Genomic DNA, 16,999 nt, shown 5'->3' on the forward strand with positions numbered 1-16,999 from the left:
GGGTGACTCAGACCTGACCGTCCGCTGCGTCTGCGAGGGCTTCGATCGCCAGCGGAGACGGCGTGGCACGCGGGCCCGACCCCGCGAAATCGAGTTGGCGCCACGCCTCGTAGACGACGACCGACACGGCGTTGGCGAGGTTGATGCTGCGACTCGATGGGCGCATCGGGATGGTGAGCGTGCCGTCGTTCCTCGTGTCGCCGAGGACATCGGCCGACAACCCGGTGCGCTCGGTGCCGAACACGAAGACGTCGTCGACTCGGTACTCGACGTCGGTGAACCGCTGCGTGCCGGCCGCCGAGAAGGCGAACCAGCGACCGGCGAGCATCGCCCTGGCCGCCTCCACGTCGGGGTGGATGGTCACGGACGCGAACTCGTGATAGTCGAGTCCACCGCGTCGGAGCCGGGCGTCGTCGGAACGGAACCCGAGCGGCTCGACCAGGTGCAGCGCCGCTCCGGTGTTCGCGCACAGTCGGATGATGCTGCCCGTGTTGGGTGCGATCTGCGGTTCGACGAGGACGACGTGCATCAGATCGGGGCGAGCGCAGCTCGGAGGAACGCCCGGAGCTCGTCGCGCAGGTGGCGCAGCCCGACCGCGCTCGCCTTCCAGCCGACGGCCCGCAGAGCTTCCGGTTCGGTGGCGATGCCGGTCACCGTCGCGTACGCCAGTGAGGTGATCAGCCCCGGGTCGGCGCGTCGCAGATTGCCCTTGTCCATCTCCAGCGACATGTACTCGACGCACCGTTCCACGAGTGGTTGCACATGGTGGCGGAGTCGATCGGCCTGCGCCGCCGGCAGGCGACTCACCTCACGGACCAGACCGAGCAGTGCCGGTCGGCGGACGGCCGGGCGGAACACGGCTCTGACCACGGCATCGATGCGTTCGAGCGGATCATCGGAGGCCGAGCGGACCGCGGCATCGATGACCACGACGAGCTCGGCCGCCACCGACTCGAGCACGGCATCGACCAACTCGTCCTTCGACGGAAACCAGTACAGCACCGTCTGCTTGCGGACACCGACGAGACGAGCGATCTCGTCGAGCGAGACCGCGTCGACCCCGCGCACCCCGAACTGATCGATGGCCACATCGAGGATGCGCTGTCGTGTCGGCTTGTCGATCATGAGGGTCGGAGCTCGCTCTCGATCGTGGCGACGGAGGACGGGACGTGCTCCGCGCAGGGATTGATCATCTCTCTACCAAATGGTAGACATGTCCATTGTGATCGCTGCATCGCTCGCTGGCAAGCGGATTGCCATCACCGGCTCGACCGGGTTCGTGGGCACCGCCCTGGTGGAGCGCCTGCTCCGTGGCGTGCCCGACTGCGAACTGATCCTGCTCGTTCGCGACGGTCAGCGCACGCCGGCGCCCCGACGCGTCGAGAAGGAACTCCTCAAGAACGACGCCTTCGACCGGCTCCGCGAGCAACACGCCGCGCCCGATGCGACCGAGACGTTCGCCGAGATGACCGCCCGCCGGATCACGACCGTCGCCGGCGACGTCAGCTCCGACGGGCTCGGACTGAACGACGAGCACCGGGCGATCTGGGCCACGGCCGACGTGATCATCCACTCGGCGGCGACCGTGTCGTTCGACTCGCCGCTCGACCGGGCCGTGGAGATCAACCTGCTCGGCCCGACCCGGATCGCCCAGCTGTGTCACGAACTCGGGGTCACGCCGCACCTGGTCGCCGTCAGCACCTGCTACGTCGCCGGCAACCGCCGCGGCAACGCACCGGAAGAACTCGTCAGCGAGGGCCCGTTCGACATGGGGTCGAGCTGGCAGGCCGAGGTCGCCGCCGCACGTCGCCTCAAGGGCGACACCGAGGCCCTGAGCCGTCAGCCCGACGAGCTCACGCGATTCCGCAAGGAGGCGCGCGCCGAACTCGGTGCCGCCGGCGCACCCGCTCTCGCCGCCAAGACCGAACAGCTCCGCGAGCGGTGGGTGAAGGACCAGCTCATCCGGGCCGGCATCGCCCGGGCCGGAAGCCTCGGCTGGCCCGATGCCTATGCGTACACGAAGGCGCTCGGCGAGCAGGCGCTGACGGATTCCAAGGGTGACGTGCCGGTGTCGATCGTGCGGCCGTCGATCATCGAGTCGGCGTGGGCCGAGCCGAAGCCCGGCTGGATCCGTGGGTTCCGCATGGCCGAGCCGGTCATCATCTCCTACGCACGTGGGCTGCTCAAGGAGTTCCCCGGGGTGCCAGAGGGCACCGTCGACGTCATCCCGGTCGACATCGTCGTCGCCGCGATCATCGGCGTCGCCGCGGCCGGACCCGAGCGGGCACCGGCGATCACGCAGGTCGCCTCCGGCGGCGTCAACCCGCTCAAGTACCGGGCAATGATCGACTACATCAGCGGCTGGTTCACCGAGCATCCGCTGTACGACGCGGCCGGTCAGCCGATCCTCGTGCCCGAGTGGAACTTCCCCGGCCGCGGCAAGGTCGAGAGCCAGCTCAACCGGGCCATGGCCGTGCTCACCCGCACCGAGAAGGTCCTCAACGCACTCCCCCTGCGCGGCAGGCAGGCCGAGTTCACGGCGACACTCGAAGACAAGCGCAGTGAGATCGAGACCGCCAAGCAGTACGTCGAGCTGTACGGCCTCTACACCGAGTGCGAGGCGATCTACCAGGTCGACAACCTGCTCGCACTCTGGGACACGCTCGACGCCGACACGCAGGCGACCTTCAACTTCGACCCGCGGGTCGTCGACTGGGAGTACTACGTCACCCAGATCCACCTGCCGTCGATCGTGCAGCACGCACGCGTCAAGACGACACCCGGCAAGTCGCGCAGCACCGACCGAGCGACCCGGCTCCGCAAGCAGGTGCTCGACCCTCGACGCCAGGTCGTGGCCTTCGACCTCGAGAACACACTGATCGCGTCGAACGTGGTCGAGAGTTACTCGTTCCTCGCCACTCGCCGCCTCAACGGTCCGGAACGTGCCCGCTACGTGATGCGCACGCTCACCGAAGCCCCTGGGCTGCTGAAGATGGACCGCCGTGACCGCACCGACTTCCTGCGCCACTTCTACCGCCGCTACGAAGATGCACCGGTCGAGCAGATCGAGGCCGACGCCAGGGCGATGATGCACCAGCTGATCCTCACGAAGAGCTTCCCCGAGGGTCTCCGCCGGGTGCGTGAGCACCGGGAGCTCGGCCACCGCACCGTGCTGATCACCGGCGCCCTCAGCTTCGCGGTCGAGAACCTGCGGCCGCTGTTCGACGAGATCTTCGCCGCCGAGATGAGCATCCGGCCCGACGGCACGTACTCGGGCGAGATGAGCACCGTGCCGCCCACCGGCGAGGCCCGCGCCCAGCTGCTGTCCGACTACTGCGACGCCGAGGGGTTCCGGCTCGACGAGTGCGTGGCGTACGCCGACTCGTCGTCCGACCTGCCGCTGTTCGAGGCGGTCGGGTTCCCGGTCGCCGTCAACCCCGAGACCCGCCTGGCCAACATCGCCCGCAAGCGCGGCTGGCTGGTCGAGAACTGGTCGAAGGCCAAGGGCGCACCGAAGCCGCTGCTGCCGATCGGCGACATGCTCGCCGAGTCCGAGCGCCGGAAGGTGTTCTCATGAATCGCGACTTGAGTTGCGAGTTGTGCCGGGAGGTCGAGCGGATAGGTGAGGCTCTGCCGAACCTGGCCGCTCGACACTCCCAATGGATACGGGGAGGAATCAGCGGAATGAAAAGGAGCGGAGCGACCTATCCGCTGATCCTCCAGGCACAACTCGTGATGGGGGGTTTCCGATGAGGGCGTTGCAGATCCGCCGTTCGGCCGGCAAGTTCGGCATGGCCCGGATCGCGTCGGCGGTCGCTCCAGCCACCGCTGCCCGCATCGGTCCACTCGAACTCCGCACGATCGACGACCCCGAGTGCCCCGGCGACGGCTGGCACCGGGTCAACACCCGGCTCGCCGGCATCTGCGGGTCCGACCTGTCGTTGGTCGAAGGACACGCCTCCACGTACTTCGACGACTACGTCAGCTTCCCGTTCGTGCCCGGCCACGAGGTCGTCGGCGAACTCGACGACGGCACACGAGTGATCCTCGAACCGGTGCTCGGCCACGAAGCTCGTGGGCACACTCCCCCGTTCGAGGGCGCTGCACCCGGCGACGGCGACGACTACGCCCACGTGGCCACCGTCTCGGTGAACGGCATGGTCGACGCCGGAATCCAGACCGGGTTCTGCTGCTCGACCGGCGGCGGTTGGGCACCCTGGTTCTGGGCCCACGAGTCACAGCTCCACCGGATCGACGACTCGATGCCCGACGAGCGCGCCGTGCTCGTGGAGCCGCTCGCCGGCGGCATCCACGCCGCGCTGCTCGCCTGGCCGACCGTGCGGGGCGCCGAGAAACCGATCGTCGCCGTGCTCGGCGCCGGCACGATGGGCCTCGCCGCGATCGCCGGCCTGCGCCGCTACGTGCCCGGTGTCCGGATCGTCGTCGGTGCCCGCTACCCACACCAGATGGCACTCGCCACGGCGATCGGCGCCGACATCGTGGTCCAGGCGGCCAAGCTCGACCGTGCGGTCCGTCGTGAGGCCGGCTGCCACCTGATCGGCGACACGCTGTCGTCGGGCGCGCACGTCACGATCGACGCCGTCGGGAACAGCGACTCGATCACCGACTGCCTCCGCATCACCCGCCCCCGTGGCCGGGTCGTGTTGATGGGCATGCCGGCCGAGGTCCGGCTCGACCTCACGGGGCTCTGGCACCGGGAAACCGAACTCAAGGGTGCGTACACGTACGGCACCGAGACGATGCCCGACGGCACCACCGCCCGCACGTTCGATCTCGCGATCGACACTGTGAACCACTACGAGGCCGAGCGTCTGCTCTCGGCCACCTACACGCTCGACGATCACGTCGACGCCGTCGCCCATGCTGCCGCAGCGGGCCGACGCGGCGCCGTCAAGATCGCCTTCGACCTGAGGAGCAACGCCTGATGATCGTGTCCAGCACCGATCGCGAGTTGTGCCTGGCACAACTCGCGATGACCGAGGGTGAGCGCTGATGCCCCGTCCCGGATTCGTCCTCGACGTCGATCGTTCGACGCCGCCCATCCTGTTCTGGCGCGGCGAGAACTTCAGCCTCGAGAAGCTGCCCGCCGACCGCAGCCGTGTGATCTACCCGGCCGAGCCGCTGCCAGGCCTCGACGACGTCGACGGCGCGATCCGCAACGCGCTGCTCAACCCGATCGACATGGACCCGTTGCCGGCGCTGCTCAAGCCCGACATGAAGCTCACGATCTGCTTCGACGACGCCAGCCTGTCACTGCCCAAGATGCGGCGACCCGACAACCGCCAGCGCATCATCGAAGCCGTGCTCGACCTGGCCGCTGCGGCCGGCGTCGACGACATCCACCTGATCGCCGCGCTCGGCCTGCACCGTCGCATGCACGACTACGAACTGCGTCACGTGCTCGGCGACCGCATCTTCGATGCGTTCCACCCGCGCGGCATGCTGTACCAGCACGACGCCGAGGACTACGACAACCTGACCGTGATCGGCGAGACCGACCAGGGTGAGGTGCTCGAGATCAACAAGCGGGTCGCCGACTCCGACCTCGTCGTGTACGCCAACCTCAACCAGGTCGCGATGGACGGCGGCTGGAAGTCGATCACGACCGGTGTGGCCAGCTACCGCTGCCTCAGCTTCCACCACAACCCACAGACACTGCAGAACACCCGCAGCCTCATGGACCGCCACAAGAGCGACCTCCACAAGAGCGTCTGGCGGCTCGGCAAGGTCCTGCAAGATCACGGCCCGCAGATCTTCACGGTCGAAACCACGATCAACAACGACGCGTTCCCGTCGCCGTTCGACTTCCTCTCCAAGCGCGAATGGGAGTGGACGGCGAAGGACCGCGCGTTGTTCCTCGGCACGCAGAAGTCGCTGAACCGCACCCCGAACCGCCTCGCCCGCAAGATCTTCCACGGCATCGAGGCGCCATACGCGATGACCAGCGTGCAGGCCGGGTTCACGCCCTCGGTGCACGAGCACACGCTCGAACACGTCCACGCCCAGCACATCGTGCCGGTCGAGGGGCAGACCGACATCCTCACCATGGGCATCCCGTTCATCAGCCCGTACAACCCCGAGGGCATCATGAACCCGATCCTCGTGATGTGCATGGGGCTCGGCTACCTGTTCAACATGTACCGCAACAAGCCGCTGGTGCGCGAGGGCGGGGTCGTGATCATGACCCACCCGACGTACCGCGAGTTCAACCCGGTGCACCACCCGAGCTACATCGACTTCTTCGACGAGGTGCTCGCCGACACCACCGACCCGGTCGTGATGAGCGAGAAGTGGGAGCAGAAGTACGCCGAAGACGAGTGGTACCGCCACCTGTACCGCACCGGCAACGCCTACCACGGCGTGCACCCGTTCTACGCCTGGTACTGGGGTGCACACGGTCAGCAGTGGGCCGGCAAAGTGATCATCGTCGGCGGCGACCCGTCGACGGTGCGCCGCCTCGGCTTCACGCCGGCCAGCACGATGGACGACGCGTTCGAGATCGCCAGCGACGTCGTCGGCCGCACCCCGACCATCTCCCACCTCCACGTGCCGAGCGTGCTCGTTGCCGACGTCGTCTGACCCATGGCTGCCGTCGACCGATACCTGAAGAGCGGGCAGCGCGCCGTCGGCAAGGTCGAGCGCGCCGTGCAGAAGGCCGCCAGGCCGCTGCGCTCGTGCGGGTTCCCGTACCGGGCCCCGAACGTGCCGAAGGGTGTCGAGGTGCCGGTCGAAGAATCGAAGCTCGGCGCCAACTACGACACCGAATGGGCACGCAAGCCGATCTCGCGTGCGGTGCGTGGCGTGTTCACCGAGGGCCCGTTGCGGCTGGCGGTCAAGGGCATCGCCAATTCGGAGGTCAAGGGCGTCGACCGGCTCGCCGACCTGATGCGGCTCGACGACCCGCCGCCGGTGATCTTCGCCCCCAACCACCACAGCCACGTCGACACCGGGTTGATGATCCGGTCGATCCCGATGTGCTGGCGCCGCGAACTCGTCGTGGCCGCCGCCGCCGACTACTTCTTCGACAAGCAGTGGAAGGCTGCCGTTTCGGCGCTGACGCTCAACGCGATCCCGATCGACCGCGAGGTCACCGGGCGCAAGTCGAGCGACATGTTCCGCGACCTCGTCGCCGACGGCCACAGCCTGCTGATCTACCCGGAGGGCGGCCGCTCCCCCGACGGCTGGGGTCAGGAGTTCAAGGGCGGCGCGGCCTACCTGTCGTCACGCACGGGCGCACCGGTGGTGCCGGTGTTCATCGACGGCACCGGCGCGATCTTCGGCAAGGGCATGAAGCGCCCCAAGCCCGGCCGCACGAAGGTGATCTTCGGCGCTCCGCTGCGCCCGGCCGAGGGCGAGAACACCCGCCGGTTCAACGCCCGCATCGAGGCCGCGGTCACGCGACTCGGCGACGAGGCGATCACCGACTACTGGACGGCCACCAAGCGGGCAGCGAACGGCACGAACCCGAAGCTGACGGGCCCGGAGTACAACGGTTGGCGTCGAGAGTGGGAACTCAGCGAGCGCCGCAAGCTCGGCGCCGCCGGCCTGCGTCGGCGCCAGAAGCGTCGCTGGCCCGACCTCGGCTGACGTCGGCACGCATCACGAGTTGCGCCTGGCACAACTCGTGATTCAGTCGCAGGAGCCGCCGGCGGGGATGTTGAGCGTGGCCCCGACCAGGAAGGTGTCCATGACACCGCCCGGGTTCGCGGCGTAGAGGTCGTCGGTGCTGATGTCGTACTGGTTGGCGACCTTGGTCGGATTCTCGCCCGCCACGATCTCATGTGTGCAGGCAACGCCGTCGGTGCCGGTGTCACCGTCGTCATCACCGTCGTCATCACCATCGTCGCCACCGGAATCCGTGCCCGGGTCGGTGTCGCCACCCGTGTCGGTGTCGGTGGCCGTGCCGGGCACCAGCGCATCGGGCGGGATCTTGATCGTCTGGCCCGGCAGGATCAGCTGGTTGGCACCGTCGGCGAACTGGTTGTAGTTGATCAGCTGTTCGAGCGTGATGTCGTACAGCGCCGCGATCCGGCCGAGGCTGTCGCCACCCTGGATCTCGTAGGACTGCTCCGACGGCGAGCGGGTGCCGGCCACGAGGTCTTCGGGCGGCAACGTCGTCGTGGTCGTCGTAGTCGTGGCTGGAGCGACCTCGACGAAGCTGGTCGGCTGGATGTTCGCGATCGTCGCGCCGGCCCCGGTCGGGGTCGACCCGCCGCAACCTGAAGCCAGCAGCAACGGTCCGACGCCGAAAGCGGCGAGAGCGACGGCGCGCGGCGTGATCTGCATACGGCCCAGCGTAGGCGGTACGGCCGGTGAGACGGCAGCACCCGGCCGTCGGCCGAGGCGTCTCACATCAACGGGCGGTCGGTCGGCGCGATCGGCACGGGCAGCTTGGTCTCGCCCATCAGGTACCGGTCGGCACCAGCGGCAGCCGCCCGTCCCTCGGCGATCGCCCACACGATCAGACTCTGGCCGCGGCCCATGTCGCCCGCCACGAACACGCCGGGAACCTTGCTCATGTACTCGGCGCTGCGCTTGACGTTGCCGCGCTCGTCGTACTCCACGCCGAGCTGTTCGAGCCACGAACCCTGCTCGGGACCGACGAAGCCGAGCGCGAGGAACACGTAGTCGGCGGGCAGTTCGCGGTCGGTGCCCTCGACCTGCTGGAAGCGACCGTCGACCATCTCGACCTCGTGGATCGACAGGGCGCGGACGTTGCCCTCACCGTCGTCGAGGAACTCGGCGGTGTTCACGGCGTAGATCCGCTCGCCGCCCTCGTCGTGGGCCGACGTGACCTTGTAGACGAACGCGAACTGCGGCCACGGATTGGTCCCGGCCCGCTCCTCGGGTGGCCGCGGCATGATCTCGAGCTGGGTGACCGACGCAGCGCCCTGGCGGTGCGCCGTACCCAGACAGTCGGCGCCGGTGTCGCCACCACCGATGATCACCACGTGCTTGCCCTCGACGTCGATCGGCGAAGCCTCCATGTCGCCGAGCTGCACCCGGTTGGCGAGGGGCAGGTACTCCATCGCCTGGTGGATGTTGTTCAGCTCACGGCCGGGGACCGGCAGGTCACGCCACTTGGTCGCACCGCACGCCAACACGATCGCGTCGTACGACGCGTAGAGCACGTTGATGTCGACGTTCTCACCCACCACCGCGTTGGTGCGGAACTCGGTCCCCTCGGCCGACATCTGCTCGAGGCGTCGGTCGATGTGACGCTTCTCCATCTTGAACTCGGGGATGCCGTAGCGCAGCAGGCCACCGATCCGGTCGGCGCGCTCGAGCACCACGACCTCGTGGCCGGCGCGGGTGAGCTGCTGGGCGGCCGCCAATCCGGCAGGGCCCGACCCGATCACCGCAACGCGCTTGCCGGTCCTGACCGACGGCACCTGCGGGATGACCCAACCCTCGTCGAACGCCTTGTCGATGATCTCGACCTCGACCTGCTTGATCGCCACGGGCGGCTGGTTGATGCCGAGCACGCACGACGACTCGCACGGTGCCGGGCACAGCCGACCCGTGAACTCGGGGAAGTTGTTGGTGGCGTGCAGCCGATCGATCGCCTCGCGCCAGTGGTCGCGATAGACGAGGTCGTTCCAGTCGGGGATGAGGTTGCCGAGCGGGCAGCCGTTGTTGCAGAACGGGATGCCGCAGTCCATGCAGCGCCCGGCCTGGGTCTTCAGCTTGTCTTCGGGGAAGTCTTCGTAGACCTCCTTCCAGTCCTTCAACCGGACCGGAACCGGTCGATACTGCGGAACCTCGCGGTCCCACTTCAGAAAGCCAGTCGTCTCGCCCATCTCAGACCCTCGCAGATTCCATGATTCGGGTGGTCGTCTCGTCGTCGCTCAGGCCGGCCGCCTCGGCGTCGGCCATCACGGCCAGCACCCGCTTGTAGTCGGTCGGCATCACCTTGCGGAACTTGCTGACCTCGACGTTGAAGGCCTTCAACATCCGCCGCGCGACCGCCGAACCGGTGTACTCGAGATGACGCCCGAGGGTCTGGTGCAGGAAGTCGCGATCCGATTCGTCGAGCTGCTCGATCTCGACCATCTCGTAGTTGACCTTGCGATCGAAGTCGTTGTTCCGGTCGTACACGTAGGCGATGCCGCCCGACATGCCCGCACCGAAGTTGCGTCCGGTCGGGCCCAGCACGACGACGCGACCGCCGGTCATGTATTCGCACCCGTGGTCGCCGACGCCTTCGACGACGGCGGTGGCACCGGAGTTGCGGACGCAGAACCGCTCACCGACCATGCCACGCAGGTAGATCTCGCCGCTGGTCGCGCCGTAGCCGATCACGTTGCCGGCGATCACCTGGTCTTCGGCGACGAACGGGGCCGCCTCGGACGGGCGCACGATCAGCTTGCCGCCCGAGAGTCCCTTGCCGAGGTAGTCGTTGGTGTCGCCGACCAGTCGCATGGTGATGCCCTTGGGCACGAACGCACCGAAGCTCTGCCCGGCCGAACCGGTGAACTCGATCTTGATCGTGTCGTCGGGCAGCCCTGCGCCCTTCCAGACCTTGGTGACCTCGTGGCCGAGCAGCGTGCCGACCGTGCGGTTGACGTTGCGGATCGGCAGCTCGATCTCGACGGGGGTGCCCTCGGTGATCGCCGGCTGTGCCCGACGGATCAGCTCCTGGTCGAGCGCCTCGTCGAGCCCGTGATCCTGGCCGACCGTCTGGCGGAACGCCTGGTCGTACGGGTTCTCGACGATCTGGAGGATCGGGCTGATGTCGAGACCGCTCGCCTTCCAGTGATCGACGGCCGGCTGCACGTCGAGCGCCTCGACATGACCGATCATCTCGTCCATCGTGCGGAACCCGAGCTGCGCCATGTACTCACGGATCTCCTCCGCGATGTACTCGAAGAAGTTCACGACGAACTCGGGCTTGCCCGTGAACCGCTTGCGGAGTTCGGGGTTCTGCGTGGCGACGCCCACCGGACACGTGTCGAGGTGGCAGACACGCATCATCACGCAGCCCGACACCACGAGCGGCGCGGTGGCGAAGCCGAACTCCTCGGCTCCGAGCAGCGCGGCGACGACGACGTCACGGCCCGTCTTCAGCTGACCGTCGGCCTGGACGACGATGCGGTCGCGCAGCCCGTTGAGGATCAGCGTCTGCTGCGTCTCGGCGAGGCCCAGTTCCCACGGGCCGCCGGCGTGCTTCAGGGATGTGAGCGGTGATGCACCCGTTCCACCGTCGTGACCGGAGATCAGCACCACGTCGGCCTTCGCCTTGGAGACACCGGCGGCGACGGTGCCGACCCCCATCTCGGCGACGAGCTTGACGTGGATGCGCGCCTCGGGGCTCGCGTTCTTGAGGTCGTGGATCAGCTGCTTGAGATCCTCGATCGAATAGATGTCGTGGTGCGGCGGCGGGCTGATCAGCCCGACACCCGGCGTGGAGTGCCGGGTCTTGGCGATCCACGGGTACACCTTGTGGCCGGGCAGCTGCCCACCCTCGCCGGGCTTGGCACCCTGCGCCATCTTGATCTGGATGTCGTCGGAGTTGGTGAGGTACTCGCTGGTGACGCCGAACCGGCCGGAGGCGACCTGCTTGATCGACGAGCGGCGGGTCGGGTCGTAGAGCCGATCGGCGTCTTCGCCACCCTCACCCGTGTTCGACTTGGCGCCGAGCTGGTTCATCGCCACCGCGAGCGTCTCGTGGGCCTCGGCCGAGATCGACCCGTACGACATCGCCCCGGTCGAGAACCGCTTCACGATCTCGCTGACCGGCTCGACCTCGTCGATCGAGATCGGCGTGCGGCCGTCGGCGAACTTGAACAGGCCACGCAGCGTCGCCAGGTTGGTCGACTGGTCGTCGACCCGCGACGTGTACTCCTTGAAGATGTCGTACCGCTTCGACCGTGTGGCGTGCTGCAGCTTGAACACGGTCTCGGGGTTGAACAGGTGGTACTCGCCCTCGCGACGCCACTGGTACTCGCCGCCGAGCTCGAGCTTGCGGTGGGCGCGCTCCTCGGGACGCTTCGGGTTGGCGACGGAGTGGCGCATCTGGATCGCGGTCGCGATCTGATCGAGGCCGATGCCGCCGAGTCGGCTGACCGTGCCGGTGAAGTACTTGTCGACGAGTTCGTCGCCGAGTCCGATCGCCTCGAAGATCTGCGCACCGGTGTACGACGCGACCGTCGACACGCCCATCTTCGACATGACCTTGAGCACGCCCTTGCCGCAGGCCTTGATGTAGTTCTTGATCGCGACGTGCGGGTCGATCCCGCCGAGACCGTGCAGGCCTTCGGAGATCAGGTCCTCGATCGACTCGAACGCGAGGTACGGGTTGATCGCCCCGGCGCCGTACCCGATCAGGAGCGCCATGTGGTGCACCTCCCGGGCATCGCCGCACTCGACCACCAGACCGACCTGCGTGCGCTGCTTGGTGCGGACGAGGTGATGGTGCACGGCAGCGGTCAGCAGCAGCGACGGGATCGGCGCCTCGACCGAGTCGGCGTTGCGATCGCTCAGGACGATCACGCGGGCGCCACGTTCGATCGCGGAGGTGACCTCTTCGAAGATCGCGTCGAGCGACGTGCGCAACGACTCGCCACCGCCGGCCACGCGATACAGGCCCTTGACCACGTGCGCCGCGAGGCCGGGGAACTGTCCGCCGGCGTTGGCGTGGATGATCTTGGCCAGCTCGTCGTTGTCGATGATCGGGAACGGCAACGCCAACTGGCGGCAGCTCTCGGCACTCGGGGCGAGCACGTTGGCCTCGGGGCCGATCGACGACGCCACCGAGGTGACGACCTCTTCGCGGATCGCATCGAGCGGCGGGTTCGTCACCTGGGCGAACAGCTGGGCGAAGTAGTCGAACAGCAGCCGGGGACGCTGCGACAGCACCGCGATCGGGGTGTCGGTACCCATCGAGCCGAGTGGCTCCTTGCCGGTGAGGGCGGTCGGGGCGATGATCAGCTTGAGCTCTTCGTGCGTGTAGCCGAACATCTGCTGCCGACGCAGCACGCTGTCGTGGCTGAACACGATGTGCTCGCGCTCGGGAAGGTCGACCAGTTCGACCATGCCGTCGGCGAGCCACTGCTGGTACGGGTGCTCGCTCGCGAGCTGCTTCTTGATCTCCTCGTCGTCGACGATCCGTCCCTCGCGGGTGTCGATCAGGAACATCTTGCCCGGCTGCAGCCGTCCCTTGTTGACCACCTTGGCCGGGTCGATGTCGATCACGCCGACCTCCGACGCCATCACGACGAGATCGTCGTCGGTGACCCAGTATCGGCTCGGGCGCAGGCCGTTGCGGTCGAGCACGGCACCGATGATCTCGCCGTCGGTGAACGTGACGCTCGCGGGTCCGTCCCACGGCTCCATCACGCTGGCGTGGAAGCGGTAGAACGCCCGACGATCGGCGTCCATGTCGTCGTTGTTCTCCCACGCCTCGGGGATCATCATCAGCACGGCGTGGTGGAGGGGGCGTCCACCGAGGTGGAGGAGCTCGAGCGCCTCGTCGAAGCGAGCCGTGTCGGACGCGCCGGGGGTGCAGATCGGGAACGCCTGGTCGAGACCGGGCAGGTGCTCGCTCGCCGCCATCGCCTCGCGTGCCCGCATCCAGTTCTGGTTGCCCTGCACGGTGTTGATCTCACCGTTGTGCGCCACGTAGCGGTAGGGGTGGGCCAGCGGCCACGACGGGAAGGTGTTGGTCGAGAACCGCGAGTGCACGAGCAGCAGTGCACTCTCGATCCGAGGGTCGGTCAGGTCGGCGAAGAACTGGCCGAGCTGCGGCGTGGTCAGCATCCCCTTGTAGACCATCGTGCGGGCCGACAACGACGCGAAGTACATCTCCTCGTCACCGGTCGCGTGCTCGTGTTCGACCCGTTTGCGGGCGACGTACGTCCGCCGATCGAGCGCCACGCCGGCCTCGCCGTCGGGCGACGACACGAACAGCTGACGGAAACTCGGCATCGCAGCGCGGGCCGTCTTGCCGAGGCAGTCGGGGTTGACCGGCAGGTCGCGCCACCCGTGAACGGTCAGGCCCTCTTCGCCCATGATCGCCTCGATCCGCGCGATCACCTTGTCGCGGACGCTGTCGACGGCCGGCAGGAAGGCGATCCCGGCCGCGTACGAGCCGGCGGCGGGCAGTTCGAAATCGACCGAGTCCCGCAACAGCTTGTCGGGGACCTGGATCAGGATGCCCGCGCCGTCACCGGTGTCGGGCTCGGCACCGGTGGCGCCACGGTGTTCGAGATTCGTCAGGGCGAGCAGACCCGTCTGGACGAGCTCGTTGGAGCGCTCGCCCTTCATGTTCGCGACGAACGAAACGCCACATGCGTCGTGTTCGAACCGCGGGTCGTACAGGCCCGTGGGCCCAGGAGTCGTCAACATCAATACTCCACGTAAGTCGGGGGTTGGCTTGCAGGAGTCGGGACGACGTTGGCCCGAAGGAAAGTCAATACTACGCCACCGGAGGTCGAAACCGAAAACGCTTCCATCGCGACCGGACGGAAGGTGCGCCCGGATGACGGACCACCCGCTCCGCTCAGTCGTCGAAGTCGGCGGGTCGTCGCTCCATGTTGGACATGATCGCCTCGACCTGGTTCGGCGAGCCGATCTGCTCACCGATCAGCTGACGTTCGAGCGCGAACTGCTCCGCGGCGCCCTCGGTGAACATGTGGTTGAACGCCACCTTCGAGCCGCGCACGGCGCCGGGGCTGCGGGCGGCGATCTCGCGGGCGAGCGCCATGGCGTCGTCGTACGGCGTGTCGCTCAGCCGGGTGCACAGGCCGATGTCGAACGCCTCGCGGCCGTCGACCATCCGTGCGGTGTAGGTGAGTTCCCGTGCGATGTCGGAGCGGATCAACCGGCTGAGCATGAACGTGCCGGTCATGTCGGGCACGAGGCCCCAGTGCACCTCGCGGACGGACCACGTGGTGTCAGGGTGGGCAATGCGGATGTCGGCACCCATCGCGATCTGGAAGCCGCCACCGAGGGCATGACCGTGCACCGCTGCGATCACCGGCATCGGCAGCTCCTGCCACACCCAGCAGATCTGCTGGGCGCGGTGCGTGATCCGACCGTCGGGGAGGTCACCCGGGTTGCCTTGGGTGTCGCGCTCGCCCCCACCGGCCATGCCGGAGAACATCGAGAAGTCGAGCCCGGCACAGAACGACTCACCCTCGCCGGAGAGCACCACGACCCGGACGCCCTCGGCCGACTTCAGCGATTCACCGACCGCCTCGATCGCGGCGAACTGCTCGCCGTCGAGTGCGTTGCGTTTGTCGGCACGGTTGAAACGGACATCGGCGATGCCGTCGGCGATGGTGACGGTGACACGTTCGGACATGGCCCCGATTGTCGCAGGTCACCGCTTGCGAGCACGCAGCGTGTACGAGCACGGCAGCCGCTCGGGACGGTCGACGAGGCGGAACTCGCCGCCGCCCACGTCACGCATCGCGTCGCCCATCGGATTCCACGGCACGGTGTCGTGCTCGTCGAACATCGTGATGTCGAGCCCAGCCGACCACAGCGCGTTGAAGATCTCGGCGAGCCCGTGATTGAAGTGCATGATGTCGGGCGATTCGAGCGGTACGTCGTGGTCGACGTACGTCTCCTCCTCGGTGAACCGGATGCCCTCGGTCTCGAAATAGGGAAAGGCGAGCACGGGCAGGCCGTCGGGGCGCGGGTCGTCGAGTGCCCACAGCACGGGATGCCCCTCGCGGATGAACAGTTCACCACCCGGCTTCAACAGCGCGGCGACGGTGTCGGCCCAGCGGGCGACCGACGGCAACCAGCACAGCGCCCCGATGCCGGTGTAGACCAGGTCGAACCGTTCCCGCCCGAGCACGTCGGCAGCGTCGTAGACGTCGGCCTCGACGTACTCGACGTGCGGTCCGCCCTGCGCCGAGACCCGGCGCGCCTCGGCGAGTGCGGCGGCGCTGAAGTCGAGCCCCGTGACCGTCGCCCCGAGCCGGGCCAGCGACAGCGAGTCGTTGCCCATGTGGCACTGGAGGTGGACGACGTCGAGTCCGGTGACGTCGCCCAAGCGGGCACGATCGAACTCGACCACCTCGCTCAACAGCTCGGGTTCGGCGACGTACCGGTCGAGCCGGTACGCCGCGCTGGCCGCGTGAACCGGCACGCGCGACTCCCAGTTCGCGTGGTTGATCGACCGGGGGTCGACATCGTGTTCGTCGGAGTTCTCCTCGGTCATGCGCCCATGGTCACACATCACGGGCCCGAATCCGTCCGACGTCGCGGGGAGCTGCCACAATCGCCGGATGCGTCTCAATCTGTCAGCCGACGAAGTCCTCGCCACCACCCGTTCGGTCCGCAAGCGACTTGATTTCGACCGTCCCGTGGAGCGCGAAGTCGTCATGGAGTGCCTCGATCTCGCGTTGCAGGCGCCGACCGGATCCAACCGCCAGGGCTGGCAGTGGGTGTTCGTCGAGGACCAGGCCAAGAAGGACCGCCTCGCCGAGATCTACCGGGGGGCCTTCGAGCTCTACCGCCAGTTGCCTCGCGCCGAGTACGAGGCGGGCGACACCCGCGCCGACCGGATGGACGCGGTGGTCGACTCGGCGAGCTATCTCGCCGACAACTTCGAGAAGTCGCCGATCATGATGATCCCGTGCATCCAGGGTCGCGTCGACCCGCAGGGCGGCTCGGCGTCCGGCGCCGGCATGTGGGGATCGATCCTCCCCGCGGTGTGGAGCATGATGCTCGCGCTTCGAGAACGAGGGATCGGGTCGGCCTGGACCACGTTGCACCTGCTCGGCGACGGCGAGCGTGAGGCCGCCGAGCTGCTCGGCATCCCGTACGAGACCCACACGCAAGCGGGTCTGTTCCCGATCGCGTACACGCAGGGCACCGACTTCAAGCCGGCCAAGCGCCTGCCGGCCGAGGACGTCACGCACTGGGACGGGTGGTGAGCGCGGACGAGTTCCTCCAGCGGCCTTCGCAGACCGCTACGTCCGGGGTCTGCCGCCCGCTGCCGAGTTCGAGGTGGCGACGGTTCGGC

The 16,999-nt window shown here is 67.8% G+C and carries 12 protein-coding genes; 5 read left to right on the forward strand and 7 right to left on the reverse strand.

All coding sequences use genetic code 11. The features are described from left to right. Positions 1-7 precede the first annotated feature (7 nt). Positions 8-529 carry a tRNA (cytidine(34)-2'-O)-methyltransferase gene (locus R8G01_07470; protein MDW3213816.1) on the reverse strand — a complete coding sequence of 174 codons (522 nt, stop codon included), beginning with the start codon at positions 527-529 and terminating at the stop codon, positions 8-10. After that, positions 529-1,125 (reverse strand): TetR/AcrR family transcriptional regulator, encoded by a 597-nt coding sequence (locus tag R8G01_07475; GenBank protein MDW3213817.1) that lies wholly within the window; start codon positions 1,123-1,125, stop codon positions 529-531. Before R8G01_07475 ends, R8G01_07470 begins: the two co-directional genes overlap by 1 nt. An 88-nt stretch (positions 1,126-1,213) precedes the next feature. Here R8G01_07475 and R8G01_07480 point away from each other — a divergent pair, with 88 nt between their 5' ends. The 4 genes from R8G01_07480 (at position 1,214) to R8G01_07495 (ending at position 7,608) form a co-directional block, all read left to right on the forward strand. Then, positions 1,214-3,577, forward strand: coding sequence for an HAD-IB family phosphatase (locus tag R8G01_07480; GenBank protein ID MDW3213818.1), 2,364 nt, complete (start codon positions 1,214-1,216; stop codon positions 3,575-3,577). Between the two features lie 172 nt (positions 3,578-3,749). Further along, positions 3,750-4,946 carry a medium chain dehydrogenase/reductase family protein gene (locus tag R8G01_07485; GenBank protein MDW3213819.1) on the forward strand — a complete coding sequence of 399 codons (1,197 nt, stop codon included), beginning with the start codon at positions 3,750-3,752 and terminating at the stop codon, positions 4,944-4,946. A gap of 67 nt (positions 4,947-5,013) precedes the next feature. Next, the gene (locus tag R8G01_07490) at positions 5,014-6,600 is read left to right on the forward strand and encodes a lactate racemase domain-containing protein (protein ID MDW3213820.1); all 1,587 of its coding nucleotides are present in this window, start codon (positions 5,014-5,016) and stop codon (positions 6,598-6,600) included. A gap of 3 nt (positions 6,601-6,603) precedes the next feature. Next, positions 6,604-7,608 carry a lysophospholipid acyltransferase family protein gene (locus R8G01_07495; protein MDW3213821.1) on the forward strand — a complete coding sequence of 335 codons (1,005 nt, stop codon included), beginning with the start codon at positions 6,604-6,606 and terminating at the stop codon, positions 7,606-7,608. Between the two features lie 42 nt (positions 7,609-7,650). Here R8G01_07495 and R8G01_07500 read toward each other — a convergent pair whose 3' ends face one another. From R8G01_07500 to R8G01_07520, 5 genes are all read right to left on the reverse strand, one after another. Beyond that, positions 7,651-8,307 carry a LysM peptidoglycan-binding domain-containing protein gene (locus R8G01_07500; GenBank protein MDW3213822.1) on the reverse strand — a complete coding sequence of 219 codons (657 nt, stop codon included), beginning with the start codon at positions 8,305-8,307 and terminating at the stop codon, positions 7,651-7,653. Between the two features lie 62 nt (positions 8,308-8,369). Then, positions 8,370-9,821 carry a glutamate synthase subunit beta gene (locus tag R8G01_07505; protein ID MDW3213823.1) on the reverse strand — a complete coding sequence of 484 codons (1,452 nt, stop codon included), beginning with the start codon at positions 9,819-9,821 and terminating at the stop codon, positions 8,370-8,372. 1 nt (position 9,822) lies between these two features. Then, complete coding sequence (gltB, locus tag R8G01_07510) at positions 9,823-14,367, reverse strand: glutamate synthase large subunit (GenBank protein MDW3213824.1); 4,545 nt, start codon at positions 14,365-14,367, stop codon at positions 9,823-9,825. A gap of 154 nt (positions 14,368-14,521) precedes the next feature. After that, positions 14,522-15,325, reverse strand: a complete 804-nt coding sequence (locus R8G01_07515) for a crotonase/enoyl-CoA hydratase family protein (protein MDW3213825.1) — start codon at positions 15,323-15,325, stop codon at positions 14,522-14,524. An 18-nt stretch (positions 15,326-15,343) separates the two neighbouring features. Beyond that, a complete protein-coding gene (locus tag R8G01_07520; protein MDW3213826.1) occupies positions 15,344-16,192 on the reverse strand; it encodes a class I SAM-dependent methyltransferase in 849 nt (282 codons plus the stop codon). A 67-nt stretch (positions 16,193-16,259) separates the two neighbouring features. On the opposite strand from R8G01_07520, the gene R8G01_07525 reads away from it, so the two are divergent. Next, positions 16,260-16,910: a nitroreductase family protein gene (locus R8G01_07525; protein MDW3213827.1), complete on the forward strand. Its 651-nt coding sequence runs from the start codon at positions 16,260-16,262 to the stop codon at positions 16,908-16,910. Positions 16,911-16,999: the final 89 nt, after the last annotated feature.

Source organism: Ilumatobacteraceae bacterium (assembly GCA_033344875.1).
GTDB lineage: Bacteria > Actinomycetota > Acidimicrobiia > Acidimicrobiales > Ilumatobacteraceae > Ilumatobacter.